The following is a 15329-nucleotide window of genomic DNA, read 5'->3' as shown; positions in this document are numbered from 1 at the left end:
GTGGGCGAGGGGCCCACGCGGGTGGTGCACACGCCTACGGATCAGAAGGTTGCAGGTTCGAATCCTGCCGAGTGCACATGAAGTGAGAGGCCCCGGAGAGATCCGGGGCCTCTCGCGTTGTCGGGGAAGGACCGGCATCCGTACACACGAGAAGAGGCCCCGGCGGGATGTCCGGGGCCTCTGGCGTTCTGGGTCTGGCGGTAAGAAGGGGGCGGGTTCAAGCCGTGGCTCCTGCCAGGCGGTGGAACGCCTCGGTGGTGCGGGGGTGGGCCAGCTCGTCCAGGAGGTGTCGCCACTCGGGGTCGGCCGCGGGCGGGTGGGTCTGGTCCCAGGCGGTGAGGAGCGGGGCGAGTTCGCTCTCGTGCGCGGTCTCGGTCAGGGCGGCCACGGTGGCGTTCGGCTCGGGTGAGGGCAGCGACTGCATGGGATGTCCTTCCGGGGAGGTGTGATGTGCCTCGGGCAGTGCCTCGGGTCTGTGCCTCTCGGATCCTCTGCTTTCCACGATGCCCCCCTCGGCCTTCAGCCGCCATGGAGCGGCCTACCGCGTGGGGGGTGTAGCTAGCCGTACCCCAGGGGACGGTTAGCCCCCCTCGACCGGGTCTCGAGAACGGCCGCCCGGGAGCCGTGCGGGCGTGCTACGGCGGAGTCGGACGAGGTTCCGCCGAGACCGGGCCCGGAGCAAGTGGTGTGCTGCCCTTGCCTGTTGGTGACGAACATATGTGCTTGTGCTGTCTGTTCGAATCCGCATACTTTCTCGCGTCATGACCATGACGCGAAGAGCGATCATCAAGGGCATGGCCGCCGCACCGTTCGTCGGTGCCGCCGGCAGCCTGCTCGCCCCCACCGCCGCGCACGCCGCGACCATCGACGCCGGCCAGTACTCACTGACCAGCCGCTCCTTCAACAGCCACGGCGAATTCGCCGCCCTGGCAGCCGGGTTGGCGGCCAGTCTGACCAAGGTGGACGCGACCACCGTCATAGCCGACACCAACCGCAGCGCCGACGCGCTCAGCAGCGCCCCCAGCACGTCCGAGGCCTTCCAGGCCGGATTCGCCTGGGACCCCGACGACCAGAAGGTCGCCTACTGGATACCCCAGGGCGTCACCACCAGCGCCGACGCCTACGGCAACGGGCTCTACCCCGAGGGCGGCAGCAACAAGGTCATCCTGGTCTCCTGGTACTTCGAGACCGACCCCGACGAAGACAGCGACGACGACTACGAGCTCGACAAGGGCATGCGGCTCACCTTCGTCGACTACAACAACCCCTCCGCACCCACCTATCGGCACGTACTGCTGGTCGAACCGGTGAGGACCGGCACGGGCGCGTACTCCTTCAACCCCGTCCGCAAACACGCCGGCGGGATCATGTGGTACGGCAATCTGCTGTACGTCGTCGACACGTACAAGGGCCTCAGGATCTTCGACCTCAACACCCTCTTCACCGTCCCCACCACGGAGAAGGACGTGTGCGGTCTGCACACCGACGGTCAGTACTACGGCTACGGCTACCAGTACGTTCTCCCGCAGAGCCACGCCTACGACAACGCGGGAACCTGGCTGCGCTACTCGGCGATAGGCCTCGACCGCGCCAGCACCCCCGACAGCCTGGTGATAGGCGAGTACTCGCTCTCCGGCGTCGTCGACTACGACGAGCGGGGCGACCCCTTCCTCGGCTCGACCAGGCCCACCAACACCGTGCCCAAGGTGGTCCGCTGGGAGCTCGACTACACCGACCGGCATCCGGGTTCGCTCACCGCGACCGAGGCCGTCACCGTCGCCCAGCAGAAGATCCAGGGCGTCGTCTCCCGCAAGACCAAGCACTACCTCTCGGTCAGCGCCGGCAAGTCCACCGCGGGCGCGCTGCGCACCTTCACCTCCGGCGCGAACAGCGCGAGCACCGTCGCCGACCTCGCCATCGGCTCCGAGGACCTCAGCTTCCACAGCAGCGGCGCGTCGGGCTGGTCGTACAGCGAGTCAGTGATCTGGAACGCCAGCGAGTACGTCGACAAGCGGTACGTGTACGCGGTCCGGGCCGACGGCTCCTGACCGCATGAAAGGGGGCCCCGGGGAGATCCCGGGGCCCCGAAGGCGAGGAGTTCAGCGGGCGAGCAGCAGGTCGCCGTGGTGGACGCGGCCGCCGCGCACCGGGCGTACCGCCACAGCCTCGGTCTCCTTGCGGCCGGCGAAGACGAACAGCCGCAGCACCAGGAACCGGCCGATCCCGGCGAGACCGGAGGCGCCGAGGTAGACCGCCTGCTCCCAGGCCAGGCCCGGCGAGGACTGCACCCAGTGCAGGACGACCATCGCGGCGCAGGTCACGACGTAGGCGGCGGTCGCCGAACCGGCCGACTGGAGGTGGCGGCGCAGCCCGGCGCGGCCGCCGGTGCCGAAGGTGAACAGAGCGTGCAGTTCGGTGCAGAGGATCGTCGACGCGACCGTGATCACCGCGTTCGCCGCCGCCCAGGGCATCAGCAGCGCCAGCAGCGGAACCGCCGCGCTGGACAGGACCCCGACCCCGCCGCCGCACACCACGAACCGGACGAACGAGGCGAGCGGGCCCACCGGCTCGGCCTCTGTGCGCTGCGTCTCCATGACGGTTCCTTCCGGGCGGGGCGCGAATCTGACGGACCACAGCTGACCCCGCACCGGCTTCAGTGGAGTTTCACCGCGGCTTCAGCCCGGATCAGCGTGGTTCCACGATCTCGTCGCGCGCCCTTCGGAACGAGGGTGTCCCCTACCGAATCGATGGTGGAGCCAGCCCCACCATCGCCCTGCGCCAGGCCCTACTCGCCGTCCTGACCCCGGAGTTCCTCGATGTACTCCAGCGCCAGTCCCGCCGTGCGTGTGAACCAGTCGTTGAGTACGGCGATCTCGTCCGCGGAGTAGTCGGCGAAGAGGGTGTTGAGGCGGGTGTAGTAGGGGCCGTAGAGGGCCTCGACGCGGGCGACCGCGGCCGGGACGGCGGCGACGCGGACCCGGCGGCGGTCTTCGGGGTCGGGCCGGCGGGTGATGTAGCCGCCGCGTTCGAGGCGGTTGAGGATGCCGGTCATCGCGCCCGTCGTGACATGGGCGTGCTCCGCGAGGTCGCCCGCGGTGAGCAGGTTCTCGCCTGCCTTCAGGACACAGCCGAAGCAGAGGAGATCGGTGACGTTCAGGCCCAGCCGCTGGGCCATCTCCTGCTGGCCGAGCAGATGCGCCGCGATGAGGGAGTCCATCGAGGACAGCGCCTGGGCCGGGGTGGTGGCGGGGCGGGGCTCGGCTTGCATCTGCTGATTACCTTAGATCGTGAGAGGTTTCGGTGCTAAATTTCTTACGTCGTGAGATGTTCTGTTGCTGTGAGCGGGAGGCGGGAACGTGAGTGCGCACCAGTATGACGAGGGGCACACGGTCGCGGGGTGGACCGGATGCGCCGTGGCCGTCGTCGGGGCGGCCGTTCTGGGACTAGGGATGATCATGGTGTCCGCCCCGGTGCTGGCGGGCGGACTCGCCCTCGTCGTGGCGAGCGTCCTGGTCACCTGGGCCCTGCACCTCACCGGCTGGGGCAAGCCACCGGGACGCCGGCCCCGGGAGGAGTGGGGGATGTGGGTGCGGGACAGCTCGGCGCGCGACGGACATCCGGGGTGCGTGGGGTGCCGACTGGCGGGACGGGGCCGGGGCAGGAGTACGGCGGTGGAGCCGGTGTCCGAGCTGGTGCCCGAGCCGGGGGCGGGGCCGGTCGTGGTGATGGGGGAGCCGGAGCCCGCGGGGGCGGAGGCCGCCGCTCACTGACCTCTGTTTCCGCTGGTCACCGCCTGTTGTCAGTGCCGGCCTCTACTCTCGTCAGTGATGGCACAGGCATGGAAGTGCTCGGGGCTGCGGTGGGCGGCGGACGGTCCCGAGCTGACGTGGGAAGGCGGTCGGCGCAGTGCGCTGACCTGGGGGAAACGGGTGGCCTTCGGGGTCGCGGACGGGGGTGTGCGGACATGCGTGGGAGCGCGGGGGCATGCGTGTCCGGTGCGGTCGGCCGTGTCGGGGCGCAGTACGGGGGCGCGGTGCGAGGAGTGCGCGCGGCTGGACCGGGCACACTCCGTCGCCGCCGACACCATCGCGGACGATCCACGGCCGTACCACGTCTATCTGGCCTGGTTCGGACCCGGCATGACCAAGGTCGGGATCACCGCCGAAGAACGGGGCTCCGCGCGGCTGCTCGAACAGGGTGCCGTCTGTTTCACCTGGCTCGGCGTCGGCCCGCTCATGGCGGCCCGGCGGACGGAGGAGCTGCTGCGGGCCGCCCTGCGGGTGCCTGACCGCATTCCCTACGCCGACAAGCGGGCGGTGCGGTCCGGGCTGCCCGGTACCGAGGCGGAGCGGGCCGCCGAGATCCGCGAGCTGCACGCACGGGCCGTGGGGCTGGGCGGGTGGCCGGAGTCGCTGCGGGCCGAGCCCTGCCAACCCGTCGACCATGTGCGGGTGTTCGGGCTGGCGGACCTGCCCGCCCCCGCCGGTGTGGTCGCAGAGCTCGTCGCCGGAGGTGCGGTGGGAGGACGGCTGGTCGCCGCCGCCGGGCCCGATCTGCATCTGGAGACCGGGGGCGGAGTGGTCGTGCTGGACACGCGGTTGATGACGGGGTGGGGGCTGATCCCCGTCGACACCGAGGAACTCTCGGTGCCGGTGCGGGAGTTCAGGAGGGCGACAGGGGTGCAGGACGGACTGTTCTGACGGACCTGCCAGGACTGGCAGGACTGGCAGATCTGTCACACCTGACAGGGCTGACGGTTCGGGCGACCCGCTGGAGGTGGATGGCAAAGACTCGGATCCCTCCCGGATCCCTTTCGGCAAGGTGCCTGGACGCGGCGCCCGGCCGAGAACGACCGTGGACGACATGAGCGATCACCGCATGGCACCTGTCGTACCCGTCGCCGCCCATGAACCTCCGTACTACGCCGTCGTCTTCACCTCCCTGCGTACCGAGGAGGACACCGGATACGGCGCCACCGCGGAGCGCATGGGCGAGCTGGTCCAGCAGATCCCCGGTTTCCTCGGCGAGGACTCGGCCCGCACGCCGGGCGGGCTGTCGATCACCATCGCCTACTTCCGGGACCTGGCCGGCATCGAGCAGTGGCGTCAGAACGCGGAGCACCGGGAGGCCAAGGAGCACGGGCGGGCGCACTGGTACGAGCGGTACTCCCTGCACATCGCCCGCGTCGAGCACAGTCACGGCTTCCAGCGGGCCGAGCGATGAGAGATCCGGCCCGCTGAGAAGGCAAGGAGCCTCCAGGGTGTTCCCTGAGAGGTCCCTGTGAGTTTCTCAGGGAAATCACAGGTTGTGGAAAGCGTGCTCTCAGAGGATCCAGACAGTGTGGCCACATGACCACGACCTCGCCCCAGGGGCGCACCGAACTGCTGAGGCCGGACGGGAGCCCCGTCCGAGTGCTTGTGGTGGACGACGAGCTGTCGATCACCGAACTGCTGTCCATGGCCCTGCGCTATGAGGGATGGCAGATCCGGAGTGCGGGAGATGGCACGGGCGCCATCCAGACGGCTCGGGAGTTCCGGCCCGACGCCGTCGTTCTCGACATGATGCTGCCCGACATGGACGGGCTGACCGTCCTGGGGCGCATGCGCCGTGAGCTGCCGGACGTTCCCGTCCTGTTCCTCACCGCGAAGGACGCCGTCGAGGACCGGATCGCCGGGCTCACCGCCGGTGGCGACGACTACGTCACCAAGCCCTTCAGCCTCGAAGAGGTCGTGGCCCGGCTGCGCGGGCTGATCCGCCGCTCCGGTGCCGCCGACCGGCGCTCGGACTCCGTGCTGGTCGTCGGTGACCTCACCCTCGACGAGGACAGCCACGAGGTGTCGCGGGCCGGGGAGGGCATCCACCTCACCGCCACCGAGTTCGAGCTGCTGCGCTTCCTGATGCGCAACCCGCGGCGCGTGCTCAGCAAGGCGCAGATCCTCGACCGTGTGTGGTCCTACGACTTCGGCGGCCAGGCCAACGTGGTCGAGCTCTACATCTCCTACCTCCGCCGCAAGATCGACGCCGGCCGTGAGCCCATGATCCACACCCGGCGTGGAGCCGGTTACCTGATCAAGCCCGCCGCGTCATGAGCGGACGACGACGGCCGCGTACGCAGAAGAAGCGACTGGGCAAGCCGCGTACCCTGCGGGCGCGGCTCGTCGTCGCGTCCGTGGTGCTGATCGCGGTGGTGTGCGCGGTGATCGGCACGGTGACGACACTTGCGCTGCGGTCGCATCTGTACGAGCAGTTGGGTACCAAGGTAGGAGAGGCCGCGGCGCGAGCCTCCGGAGTGGGTGCTCCGCCCGGCAAGGTTGGTGACAACACGCCGCCGACGGGCAATACGAACGACCTGGAGATGCTGGTCACCAGGGGGCCGCAGCAGGGCAGTATCGCTGCCACGGTTCAGAAGGGCCTCATCACTGACGCCAAGGTGGGGGACGACGACCACTACAACAGGACCGCGGTGGACCTCAGTGAAGAGGCGATCGAGGCGCTCAACGAGGTCACTCAGGACGAGAAGCTGCACACCGTGGACATTCCCGGCCTCGGTGAGTACCTCGTCAAGTACACCTCCGGCGACAAGGGCAGCTACTACGTCGCGTTGCCCACCGCCGAAGTCAACAACACCCTCAACACTCTCATCGCCGTAGAAGCCAGCGTCACCGCCGCCGGTCTCATCGCCGCCGGTATCGCCGGTACCGTCATCGTCGGCGTAGCCACCCGCCCCCTGCGCCGAGTCGCCGCGACAGCGACCCGGGTCTCCGAACTCCCTCTGCACACCGGCGAGGTGAACCTCAGCGAGCGTGTCCCCGAGTCGGAGTGCGACCCGGACACCGAGGTCGGCAAGGTGGGCGCCGCGCTGAACCGGATGCTGGACCACGTCCACGCCGCCCTGCACTCGCGTCAGCAGAGCGAGATGCGGGTACGGCAGTTCGTCGCCGACGCCAGCCACGAGCTCAGAACCCCCCTCTCCTCCATCCGCGGCTACGCCGAGCTGACCAGACGCGGCAGAGAGCAGATCGGCCCCGACACCCGGCACGCCCTCGGCCGTATCGAGTCCGAGGCGGGCCGGATGACGTTGCTGGTCGAAGATCTCCTCCTCCTCGCGCGGCTCGACGCCGGCCGACCCCTCCAGTTCGAGCAGAGCGATCTCATCCCGCTCGTCGTGGACACCATCAGCGACACCCGCGCGGCCGGCATGGACCACAACTGGCGTCTCGACCTGCCCGATGAACCCGCCCTCGTCTCCGGCGACGCCGCCCGTCTCCAGCAGGTGCTCATCAACCTGCTCGGCAACGCCCGCAAGCACACGGAGCCCGGTACCACCATCACCGCCCGTATCCAGCGGCGCGGACCCTGGATGTGCGTGGACGTCGAGGACAACGGCCAGGGCATCCCGCCCGATCTGCTGCCGCATGTCTTCGAGCGGTTCGCGCGCGGCGATTCCTCGCGGTCCAGGGCCTCCGGGTCCACCGGGCTCGGGCTCGCCATCGTGCAGGCCGTGGTGACGGCGCACGGCGGTGCCGTGACCGTGGACAGCGTTCCGGGGCGGACCGTGTTCACCGTGCACCTGCCCGCGCTCACCCCGGTGGCCCCCCGCCCGGCCCCCGAAACGAACTGGCAATCGCACTCACAGGTACAGCACAGTGCCAGCACATGGGTGCAACAGGGCACCTGACCAGAGTCGTTGTCATGCGAACCGACTCTTCTCCCGGCAATCTGCCGGCGCGGGAGCACCTCCCGGCCGGAGTCGCCGGTGCGCCTGTCCTGGACGTAGTGATCCCCGTGTACAACGAGGAGAAGGACCTCCAGCCGTGTGTGCTGAGACTGCACGAGCACCTCAAGCGCACCTTCCCGTACGCGTTCCGCATCACGATCGCGGACAACGCGTCGACGGACACCACCCCACAGGTGGCGTCACGGCTGGAGGCGGAGATCGCCGAGGTCAGCAACTTCCGCCTGGAGCAGAAGGGCCGCGGTCGCGCCCTGCGCACCGTGTGGTCCGCCTCGGACGCCCCGATCCTCGCCTACATGGACGTGGACCTGTCCACCGACCTCAACGCCCTGCTCCCGCTGGTGGCCCCGCTGATCTCGGGCCACTCCGACCTGGCGATCGGCTCCCGGCTCGCCCGCTCCTCCCGTGTGGTGCGCGGCCCCAAGCGGGAGTTCATCAGCCGCTCGTACAACCTGATCCTGCGCGGCTCGCTCCAGGCCCGCTTCTCGGACGCGCAGTGCGGCTTCAAGGCGATCCGGCGTGATGTCGCCCAGGTGCTGCTGCCGATGGTCGAGGACACCGGCTGGTTCTTCGACACCGAGATGCTCGTCATCGCCGAGCGCGCGGGACTCCGTATCCATGAGGTGCCCGTCGACTGGGTCGACGACCCGGACTCCACCGTCCACATCGTGAAGACGGCGACCGAGGACCTCAAGGGGGTGTGGCGGGTGGGGAAGGCCCTGGCCACCGGCTCCCTGCCGCTGGACCGGATCACCCGGCCGTTCGGCGACGATCCGCGCGACCGTGAGATCCAGGACGTACCGAAGGGGCTGGCCCGCCAGCTCGTCGGGTTCTGTGTGGTCGGCGGCCTGTCGACCCTCTTCTATCTGCTGCTCTACAGCGTCTTCCGGCAGTTCGGAGGCTCGCAGGTCGCCAACGCGCTCGCTCTGCTGGTCTCGGCGGTCGCCAACACGGCGGCCAATCGCCGGCTGACCTTCGGGGTGCGCGGCGGGGGGAGCGCCGTCAAGCACCAGGCCCAGGGTCTGGTCGTCTTCGGCATCGGCCTCGCGCTGACCAGCGGTTCCCTTGCCGCCCTCAACGCGGCCAGCAGCGACCCGGCGCACTCCACCGAGCTGGCGGTCCTCATCGCCGCCAACCTCGCGGCGACCGTGCTGCGCTTCCTGCTCTTCCGCGCCTGGGTCTTCCCCGAGCGCCGCGAGTCGACGGTGGTGGCCTCGCACCAGCCGGCCCCCGCCCCCTCCTCGCCCACCGGCTCCCCGCAGTACCCCACCCGGCAGCCGTCCTGCGCGCCGCTGCCGCAGCGCCCGACGGCGCCCCAGTACGCGTACGACACCCAGATCCGCGCCGGTGAAGCCGCGGACCAGACCTGGCGGGACGCCACCATGCAGCTTCAGCCGGTGCGCCCCTCCGACAACACCCCGGGGGACCCCCGATGACCATCACCGGTACGGCCGTCCAGGAGCCCTCGGCGTCCACGGCCCCGCCCGCCCCCGAGGCCGGCGAACCCAAGCAGCCCTTCGTCAAAAGACTGTGGCGCGGTCGCCCCGAGGACCCCCGCTGGGCACGCCCCGCGTTCTGGGCCCTGCTGCTGGTCACCGCGGCGCTCTACTTCTTCAACCTGAGCTCCTCCGGCTACGCCAACTCCTTCTACTCCGCGGCCGTCCAGGCCGGCAGCCAGTCCTGGAAGGCGTTCTTCTTCGGCTCGCTGGACGCGGGCAACGCCATCACCGTCGACAAGCCCCCGGCCTCGCTGTGGCCGATGGCCCTGTCGGTGCGGGCCCTCGGGCTCAGTTCCTTCGCGATCCTGATGCCCGAGGTCCTCATGGGCATCGGCACGGTCGCCGTCGTGTACGCCTCCGTGCGCCGCCGCTTCAGCCCCGCGGCCGGTCTGATCGCGGGCGCCGTGATGGCGCTCACCCCCGTCGCGGCGCTGATGTTCCGGTTCAACAACCCGGACGCCATGCTGGCCCTGCTGATGGCCGTGGCCTGCTACTTCGTGGTCCGCGCCCTGGAGGACGGCCGGACGAAGTGGCTGCTGTGGGCCGGTGTCGCGATCGGCTTCGCGTTCCTCGCCAAGACCCTCCAGGCCTTCCTGATCCTGCCGCCGCTCGCGATCGTCTACGGGGTCTGCGCGCCGGTGTCGCTGAGGAAGCGCTTCGGACAGCTGGCCGCGGCGACGGTCGCGATCATCGTCTCCGGCGGCTGGTGGGTCGCGATCGTCGAGCTGTGGCCCGCGTCCTCCCGCCCCTACATCGGGGGCTCCCAGAACAACAGCTTCCTCGAGCTGACCTTCGGCTACAACGGCCTGGGCCGTCTCAACGGCGAGGAGACCGGCAGCGTCGGCGGCGGTGGCGGCAACACCGGCACCGGCCAGTGGGGCGAGACCGGCTGGGACCGGATGTTCAACTCCGAGATCGGCGGCCAGATCTCCTGGCTGCTCCCGGCCGCGCTGATCCTGCTGGTCGCGGGCCTGGTGGCGACGCGCAAGCGCGAGCGGACGTCCGTCACCCGCGGTTCGTTCCTCGTCTGGGGCGGCTCGCTGCTCATCACCATGGTCGTCTTCAGCTACATGGCGGGCATCTTCCACCAGTACTACACCGTCGCCCTCGCGCCCTACCTGGCCGCCGTGATCGGCATGGGCTCGACCCTGCTGTGGGAGAGGCGCAAGGACATCTGGGCGTCCCTCACCCTCGCGGCCGCGGTCGTGGCCAGTGCGGCCTGGGGTTACGTCCTGCTCAACCGCACCCCGGACTATCTGCCCTGGCTGAAGTGGCTGGTCCTGATCGGCGGCCTGGTCTCCGCGCTGGGCCTGGTCTTCGCGGGCCGCATCAACCGGCAACTCGCCCTCGCCGCGGCGTCGGTGGGCCTGGCGGCCTCGCTGGCCGGTCCGACGGCGTACACCGTCAGCACCCTCCAGGAGGGCCACACCGGCTCCATCGTGACGGCCGGTCCCGCCGGCGCGAGCATGATGGGCGGCCGCGGCGGCGGTCCCGGTGGCGGCGGTGGCGGTGGCGGTATGGGCGGCGGCATGCCGGGCCAGAACCAGCAGAACGGCAACGGCAACACCCAGGGCCAGGGCCGCCAGGGCGGCACCGGCAACGGCTTCCCGGGTGGCGGCATGCCCGGCCAGAGCCAGCAACAGGGCCAGGGCCGGCAGAACGGCGGCATGCCCGGCGGCACCACCGGCGAAGGCGGCGGCATGGGCGGCGGCGGTGTCGGTGGCCTCCTCAACGGCGCGACCGTCTCCGACGAGGCCAAGAAGCTCCTGGAAACCGACTCCGGCGACTACACCTGGGTCGCGGCGGCCATCGGCGCCCAGAACGCGGCGAGTTACCAGCTCTCCACCGGCGAAGCGGTCATGGCGATCGGCGGCTTCAACGGCACCGACCCGTCCCCGACACTGGCGCAGTTCAAGGAGTACGTGGCGGACGGCAAGGTCCACTACTTCATCTCCAGCGGTTCCGGCGGCGGCATGGGCGGCAGCAGCAGCGGTACGTCCTCACAGATCACCAGCTGGGTCGAGGCCAACTTCAAGAAGGTGACGGTGGGTTCGTCCACCTTCTACGACCTGACGCAGAAGGCGAGCAGCAGCGCCGGCTGACGCCCGGCGGAGCCAGGAGGGCGGTGACCATCGACGGTCACCGCCCTCCTCGTCGTACGGCACCTGTACGACGACCGCACGGCGAGAAATCGCGTTGTACGCCGTATAGGAGCTGTTCTACGGTGTACAACATGTCTGCTCCCGCCCCCGCACCCGTCACCGTCTCCCAGGGCCACCCCCAGCGCTGGCTCATCCTCGGCGTCATCTGTCTCGCCCAGCTCACCGTCGTCCTCGACAACACCGTCCTGAACGTCGCGATCCCCTCCCTCACCGAGGAACTGGGCGCGGCCACCTCGGACATCCAGTGGATGATCAACGCGTACTCCCTGGTGCAGTCCGGCCTCCTGCTCAGCGCGGGCAGCGCCGCCGACCGCTACGGCCGCAAGAAGATGCTGATAGCGGGCCTGACCCTGTTCGGCGCGGGCTCGCTGGTGGCCGGACTGGCCGACAGCACGGGCCAGTTGATCGCCGCGCGGGCCGGGATGGGCGTCGGCGGCGCGCTGCTGCTGACCACGACCCTCGCGGTGGTGATGCAGATCTTCGCGCCCGAGGAGCACGCCAAGGCGATCGGTATCTGGGCGGCGGTCAACGCGCTCGGCTTCGCCTGCGGTCCGCTGCTCGGCGGCTTCATGCTGGACCACTTCTGGTGGGGCGCAATCTTCCTGATCAACCTCCCGGTCGCGGCGGTCGGTCTCGTGGCCGCCATCACCCTGGTCCCCGAGTCGAAGAACCCGCGCGGCGACCGTCCCGACCTCCTCGGCGCCCTCCTGTCGACCATCGGCATGGCCTCCCTCGTGTTCGCGATCATCTCCGGTCCCGGGCACGGCTGGACGTCCGGCCGGGTGCTGACGTCGGCGACCGTCGCGGTCGTGGTGCTCGCCGGGTTCGCGTACTGGGAGAGCCGCATCGAGTACCCCATGCTCGACCTGCACTTCTTCCGGAACCGCCGCTTCACGGGCGCCATCGCGGGCGCGGTGCTGATCACCTTCGGCATGGGCGGCTCGCTCTTCCTGCTCACCCAGCACATGCAGTTCGTCCTCGGCTACGGCCCCTTGGAGGCCGGTCTGCGCACGGCCCCGCTCGCCCTCACGATCGTGGCTCTGAACTTCTCCGGGGTGGCCGCCAAGTGGGCGGCCAGGCTGGGGAATCCGGCCGCGATCGGGCTGGGCATGGTCCTGATGTCGGGCGGCCTGGTGTCCATCGCGACGGTCGCCTCCGGCGGTTACAGCGGAACGCTGCTGGGGCTGCTGCTGATCGGCGCGGGCGCCGCGGTCGCCAATCCGGCGATGGCGCACGCGATCATGAGTTCCATTCCGCCGGAGAAGGCGGGGATCGGGGCGGGGATCAACGGAACGGTGGCGGAGTTCGGGCAGGGTCTGGGGGTCGCGGTGCTGGGCGCGGTGCTGAGCTCTCGGTTCGCGGCGCTGATTCCGGTGGCGGCGTCTTCGCTGCCGGCGGCGTTGGCGGCGGCGGGGTCGGATGCCGAGAAGGCGCGTATCACGGACGCCTACTCCTCGGGGCTGGAGACCAGCTTGTTGGTGGGAGCGGTGGCCGTGCTGTTGGGTGGGTTGCTCGCGGGGGCGTTGCTGCGGCGGGCTGAGCGGGAAGAGGTCGCCTAAGAGCTCGGGGGCGGGGGCGCCTAAGCTGATCGACAATTGCAAGATCAGGAAGGTGTGCCATGGTGAAGGCGGGCCATCGTGCGGAGCGGACCAGCGTGTGGCTGGCGGACAAGGCTCGGCGTGGCACCCGTGGTGGCGGGCACCCCTCCGGGCTCGACCGTGAGCGCATCACCTCGGTCACCGTCCGGCTCCTGGACGCCGAGGGCCTGGCCAAGTTCTCCATGCGGCGGCTCGCGAGCGAGCTCAACGTCACCGCGATGTCCGTCTATTGGTACGTCGACACCAAGGACGACCTCCTCGAACTGGCCCTCGACTCGGTCTGCGGCGAACTGACCCTGCCCGACCCGGAGGCCGACGAGGACTGGCGCGACCAACTGCGCACGCTGGCCCGCGGCTACCGCGCCCTCCTGGTCGGCCACCCCTGGGTCTCCCCGCTGAGCGGGACCTTCCTCAACATCGGCCCCAACTACCTGGCGTTCGCCCGGGTCATCCAGCACGTCATCCGCCGCACCGGCCTGCCCGCCCACGGCCTGGCCGCCGCCATCTCCGCCGTCTTCCAGTTTGTGTACGGCTTCGGCACGATCGAGGGCCACATCATCGCCCGCTCCACCGACGTAGGCATGACCCCGGACGAGTACTTCCAGCACGCCATGACCACGGTGACCCAGGCCCCGGCGGCCGCCGAGATCGTCAAACAGTCCGAGGACATCATGGCGGCCCGAGGCGGCGACACGGTCGAGGAAATGTGGGAACGAGACTTCGAATTCGCCCTGGACCTGTTGGTCGCGGGAATCGAGGCGATGGTGAAAAGGGGGGATGGATGAGCAACCTAGGGGCGCGGGGAACTACGCGAGAAACCACGACGAACCCGCACCCGCCCAGCTACCGACTCCCCCGAGCTCTCACGCGTCCGGCGAAGCCAACCGCGCCGGAAACCCGCCGGTGGCAACCGGTCCCCACTTCACCGGCGTGACCCGAATGATCGACTTCCCCTGCTTCACCATCGCCTCCCGATACTCGTCCCAGTCCGGGTGCTCCCCCGAGATGTTCCGGAAGTACTCCACGAGCGGCTCGACGGACTCGGGCGAGTCGATGACCTCCGCCGTCCCGTCCACCTGCACCCACGGCCCGTTCCAGTCGTCGCTCAGCACGACGACACTGACCCGCTCGTCCCGCTTGGCGTTGCGCGTCTTGGCCCGCTCGGGGTACGTGGACATCACGATCCGCCCCGAGTCGTCGACCCCGCAGGTCAGCGGCGAGGCCTGCGGACTCCCGTCGGCCCGGCGGGTCAGCAGCAGGGCCCGGTGCCGGGGCCGTACGAAGTCCAGCAGGTCATCGAGGGAGACGGTGGTGTTCGTCGCGATGTTCGGTGCCATGGCGCCAGCCTAGGCCTGCGGCAGTGAATCCCCCTGTACCGCCTGGACATCCAGCTCCACTTTCAGCGTCGTACCGATGGCCGCGATCCCCGCCTGCACCACCTGGTTGTAGTTCATGGCGAAGTCCTCGCGCCGCAGCTGAGCCGTGGCCCGGAAAGCCGCCCGGGTACCGCCCCACGGATCGGCACCCGTCCCCAGATAGGCGAGGTCGAGGTCGACGGGCCGTACGACCCCGTGCAGCGACAGCTCACCGTGCACGGTCCAGCGGTCCGCCCCCGCCACGGAAAGCCCCGAGGACCGGTAGGTGATCTCGGGAAACCGCTCGACGTCCAGGAAGTCCGCCGACTTCAGATGCCCGTCCCGCATCGCGTTCCCGGTGTCGATGGAGTCGGCCCGGATCACCGCCTCCACCCGGGACTTGGTGACGTCGTCCGCCGCCACCTCGATCGACGCGGCGAACTCGGTGAACCGCCCGCGCACGCTGGAGATCCCCAGATGCTGGGCCACCGCGCCCACCGTGGAGTGCGCCGGGTCCACGGTCCACGGCCCCGGCGGCGGCAGCTCGGCCCCGCCCTGCCGGGCCAGCGTCACCGTGCCGACCTCGGCGCGGCCGCTCGCGGTGACGATCGCACTGGCGGCGGCGGGCGCGTATCCGACGGCGGTGACGATGACGGTGTACGCCCCGGGCGGCAGCGGGTTGACATCCCGTACCGTGCCCTCGATGTCGGCCTCGGCCCGCAGCACCTGCGAGCCGGTCATGTCGGTCAGCGTGACGACCGCGTGCGACACGGCCCATCCGTCCCGCGTACGGATCCTCGCGGTCAGTCCCATCTCACGTACTCCTTCGAGAATGCGTCCGGCCCGCGGCGGGGCGCGCGCCTTTGCTCGGAGCGCGCGCCCACCCGCCACGGGCCGGGGTTTTCGGTGCCGGGTCGTCCCGGCCTCGGGGGCGCGGGGCCCGGACGCGTGGTCACCGCGTACCGGACCCCGCTCACCTG

At 70.0% G+C, this 15329-nt stretch carries 15 protein-coding genes; 10 read left to right on the top strand and 5 right to left on the bottom strand.

The window, feature by feature from the left end; genetic code table 11:
• Positions 1 to 217 precede the first annotated feature (217 nt).
• Entirely contained in the window at positions 218 to 424 is a 207-nt protein-coding gene (locus tag OG381_RS23485; RefSeq protein ID WP_327718037.1) for a hypothetical protein, read from the bottom strand.
• A 337-nt stretch (positions 425 to 761) separates the two neighbouring features.
• On the opposite strand from OG381_RS23485, the gene OG381_RS23480 reads away from it, so the two are divergent.
• Positions 762 to 2048 carry a hypothetical protein gene (locus OG381_RS23480; RefSeq protein WP_327718036.1) on the top strand — a complete coding sequence of 429 codons (1287 nt, stop codon included), beginning with the start codon at positions 762 to 764 and terminating at the stop codon, positions 2046 to 2048.
• 51 nt (positions 2049 to 2099) lie between these two features.
• Here OG381_RS23480 and OG381_RS23475 read toward each other — a convergent pair whose 3' ends face one another.
• Together OG381_RS23475 and OG381_RS23470 are read right to left on the bottom strand one after the other, a co-directional pair.
• Positions 2100 to 2594 (bottom strand): hypothetical protein, encoded by a 495-nt coding sequence (locus OG381_RS23475; protein WP_327718035.1) that lies wholly within the window; start codon positions 2592 to 2594, stop codon positions 2100 to 2102.
• Between the two features lie 191 nt (positions 2595 to 2785).
• On the bottom strand, positions 2786 to 3268 hold the full coding sequence (locus OG381_RS23470; protein ID WP_327718033.1) for a MarR family transcriptional regulator: 483 nt from the start codon (positions 3266 to 3268) through the stop codon (positions 2786 to 2788).
• A gap of 88 nt (positions 3269 to 3356) precedes the next feature.
• On the opposite strand from OG381_RS23470, the gene OG381_RS23465 reads away from it, so the two are divergent.
• The 9 genes from OG381_RS23465 to OG381_RS23425 all read left to right on the top strand — a co-directional run bounded on the left by OG381_RS23465 (position 3357) and on the right by OG381_RS23425 (position 13779).
• On the top strand, positions 3357 to 3770 hold the full coding sequence (locus tag OG381_RS23465) for an HGxxPAAW family protein (RefSeq protein ID WP_327718032.1): 414 nt from the start codon (positions 3357 to 3359) through the stop codon (positions 3768 to 3770).
• Between the two features lie 57 nt (positions 3771 to 3827).
• Positions 3828 to 4700, top strand: coding sequence for a DUF2797 domain-containing protein (locus tag OG381_RS23460; protein ID WP_327718031.1), 873 nt, complete (start codon positions 3828 to 3830; stop codon positions 4698 to 4700).
• Between the two features lie 163 nt (positions 4701 to 4863).
• Positions 4864 to 5223, top strand: a complete 360-nt coding sequence (locus OG381_RS23455) for an antibiotic biosynthesis monooxygenase family protein (protein ID WP_327718030.1) — start codon at positions 4864 to 4866, stop codon at positions 5221 to 5223.
• A gap of 125 nt (positions 5224 to 5348) precedes the next feature.
• Positions 5349 to 6089, top strand: a complete 741-nt coding sequence (locus tag OG381_RS23450; protein ID WP_019054929.1) for a response regulator transcription factor — start codon at positions 5349 to 5351, stop codon at positions 6087 to 6089.
• Positions 6086 to 7678: a HAMP domain-containing sensor histidine kinase gene (locus OG381_RS23445; RefSeq protein WP_327718029.1), complete on the top strand. Its 1593-nt coding sequence runs from the start codon at positions 6086 to 6088 to the stop codon at positions 7676 to 7678. Before OG381_RS23450 ends, OG381_RS23445 begins: the two co-directional genes overlap by 4 nt.
• A 14-nt stretch (positions 7679 to 7692) precedes the next feature.
• On the top strand, positions 7693 to 9171 hold the full coding sequence (locus OG381_RS23440; RefSeq protein WP_327718028.1) for a bifunctional glycosyltransferase family 2/GtrA family protein: 1479 nt from the start codon (positions 7693 to 7695) through the stop codon (positions 9169 to 9171).
• Positions 9168 to 11336, top strand: coding sequence for an ArnT family glycosyltransferase (locus OG381_RS23435; protein WP_327718027.1), 2169 nt, complete (start codon positions 9168 to 9170; stop codon positions 11334 to 11336). Before OG381_RS23440 ends, OG381_RS23435 begins: the two co-directional genes overlap by 4 nt.
• 131 nt (positions 11337 to 11467) lie before the next feature.
• The gene (locus OG381_RS23430; RefSeq protein WP_327718026.1) at positions 11468 to 12955 is read left to right on the top strand and encodes an MFS transporter; all 1488 of its coding nucleotides are present in this window, start codon (positions 11468 to 11470) and stop codon (positions 12953 to 12955) included.
• A 59-nt stretch (positions 12956 to 13014) separates the two neighbouring features.
• Positions 13015 to 13779, top strand: a complete 765-nt coding sequence (locus tag OG381_RS23425; protein WP_327718025.1) for a TetR/AcrR family transcriptional regulator — start codon at positions 13015 to 13017, stop codon at positions 13777 to 13779.
• A 78-nt stretch (positions 13780 to 13857) separates the two neighbouring features.
• Here the strand turns inward: OG381_RS23425 and OG381_RS23420 are convergent, their stop codons facing one another.
• A complete protein-coding gene (locus OG381_RS23420) occupies positions 13858 to 14331 on the bottom strand; it encodes a PPOX class F420-dependent oxidoreductase (RefSeq protein ID WP_327718023.1) in 474 nt (157 codons plus the stop codon).
• 9 nt (positions 14332 to 14340) lie between these two features.
• Positions 14341 to 15162 (bottom strand): YceI family protein, encoded by an 822-nt coding sequence (locus OG381_RS23415; protein ID WP_327718022.1) that lies wholly within the window; start codon positions 15160 to 15162, stop codon positions 14341 to 14343.
• Positions 15163 to 15329: the final 167 nt, after the last annotated feature.

Origin of the sequence: Streptomyces sp. NBC_00490 (assembly GCF_036013645.1) — a bacterium.
GTDB classification, from domain to species: domain Bacteria; phylum Actinomycetota; class Actinomycetes; order Streptomycetales; family Streptomycetaceae; genus Streptomyces; species Streptomyces canus_F.
Note: the sequence above shows the minus strand (reverse complement) of the source record. Positions and strands in the feature narration are given on the sequence as shown.

What these genes read in the sequence shown, in the direction of transcription:
- OG381_RS23485 (WP_327718037.1), bottom strand. Translation starts at nt 424, where the DNA reads ATGCAGTCGCTGCCCTCACCCGAGCCGAACGCCACCGTGGCCGCCCTG.
- OG381_RS23480 (WP_327718036.1), top strand. Translation starts at nt 762, where the DNA reads ATGACCATGACGCGAAGAGCGATCATCAAGGGCATGGCCGCCGCACCG.
- OG381_RS23475 (WP_327718035.1), bottom strand. Translation starts at nt 2,594, where the DNA reads ATGGAGACGCAGCGCACAGAGGCCGAGCCGGTGGGCCCGCTCGCCTCG.
- OG381_RS23470 (WP_327718033.1), bottom strand. Translation starts at nt 3,268, where the DNA reads ATGCAAGCCGAGCCCCGCCCCGCCACCACCCCGGCCCAGGCGCTGTCC.
- OG381_RS23460 (WP_327718031.1), top strand. Translation starts at nt 3,828, where the DNA reads ATGGCACAGGCATGGAAGTGCTCGGGGCTGCGGTGGGCGGCGGACGGT.
- OG381_RS23455 (WP_327718030.1), top strand. Translation starts at nt 4,864, where the DNA reads ATGAGCGATCACCGCATGGCACCTGTCGTACCCGTCGCCGCCCATGAA.
- OG381_RS23450 (WP_019054929.1), top strand. Translation starts at nt 5,349, where the DNA reads ATGACCACGACCTCGCCCCAGGGGCGCACCGAACTGCTGAGGCCGGAC.
- OG381_RS23445 (WP_327718029.1), top strand. Translation starts at nt 6,086, where the DNA reads ATGAGCGGACGACGACGGCCGCGTACGCAGAAGAAGCGACTGGGCAAG.
- OG381_RS23440 (WP_327718028.1), top strand. Translation starts at nt 7,693, where the DNA reads ATGCGAACCGACTCTTCTCCCGGCAATCTGCCGGCGCGGGAGCACCTC.
- OG381_RS23435 (WP_327718027.1), top strand. Translation starts at nt 9,168, where the DNA reads ATGACCATCACCGGTACGGCCGTCCAGGAGCCCTCGGCGTCCACGGCC.
- OG381_RS23430 (WP_327718026.1), top strand. Translation starts at nt 11,468, where the DNA reads ATGTCTGCTCCCGCCCCCGCACCCGTCACCGTCTCCCAGGGCCACCCC.
- OG381_RS23425 (WP_327718025.1), top strand. Translation starts at nt 13,015, where the DNA reads ATGGTGAAGGCGGGCCATCGTGCGGAGCGGACCAGCGTGTGGCTGGCG.
- OG381_RS23420 (WP_327718023.1), bottom strand. Translation starts at nt 14,331, where the DNA reads ATGGCACCGAACATCGCGACGAACACCACCGTCTCCCTCGATGACCTG.
- OG381_RS23415 (WP_327718022.1), bottom strand. Translation starts at nt 15,162, where the DNA reads ATGGGACTGACCGCGAGGATCCGTACGCGGGACGGATGGGCCGTGTCG.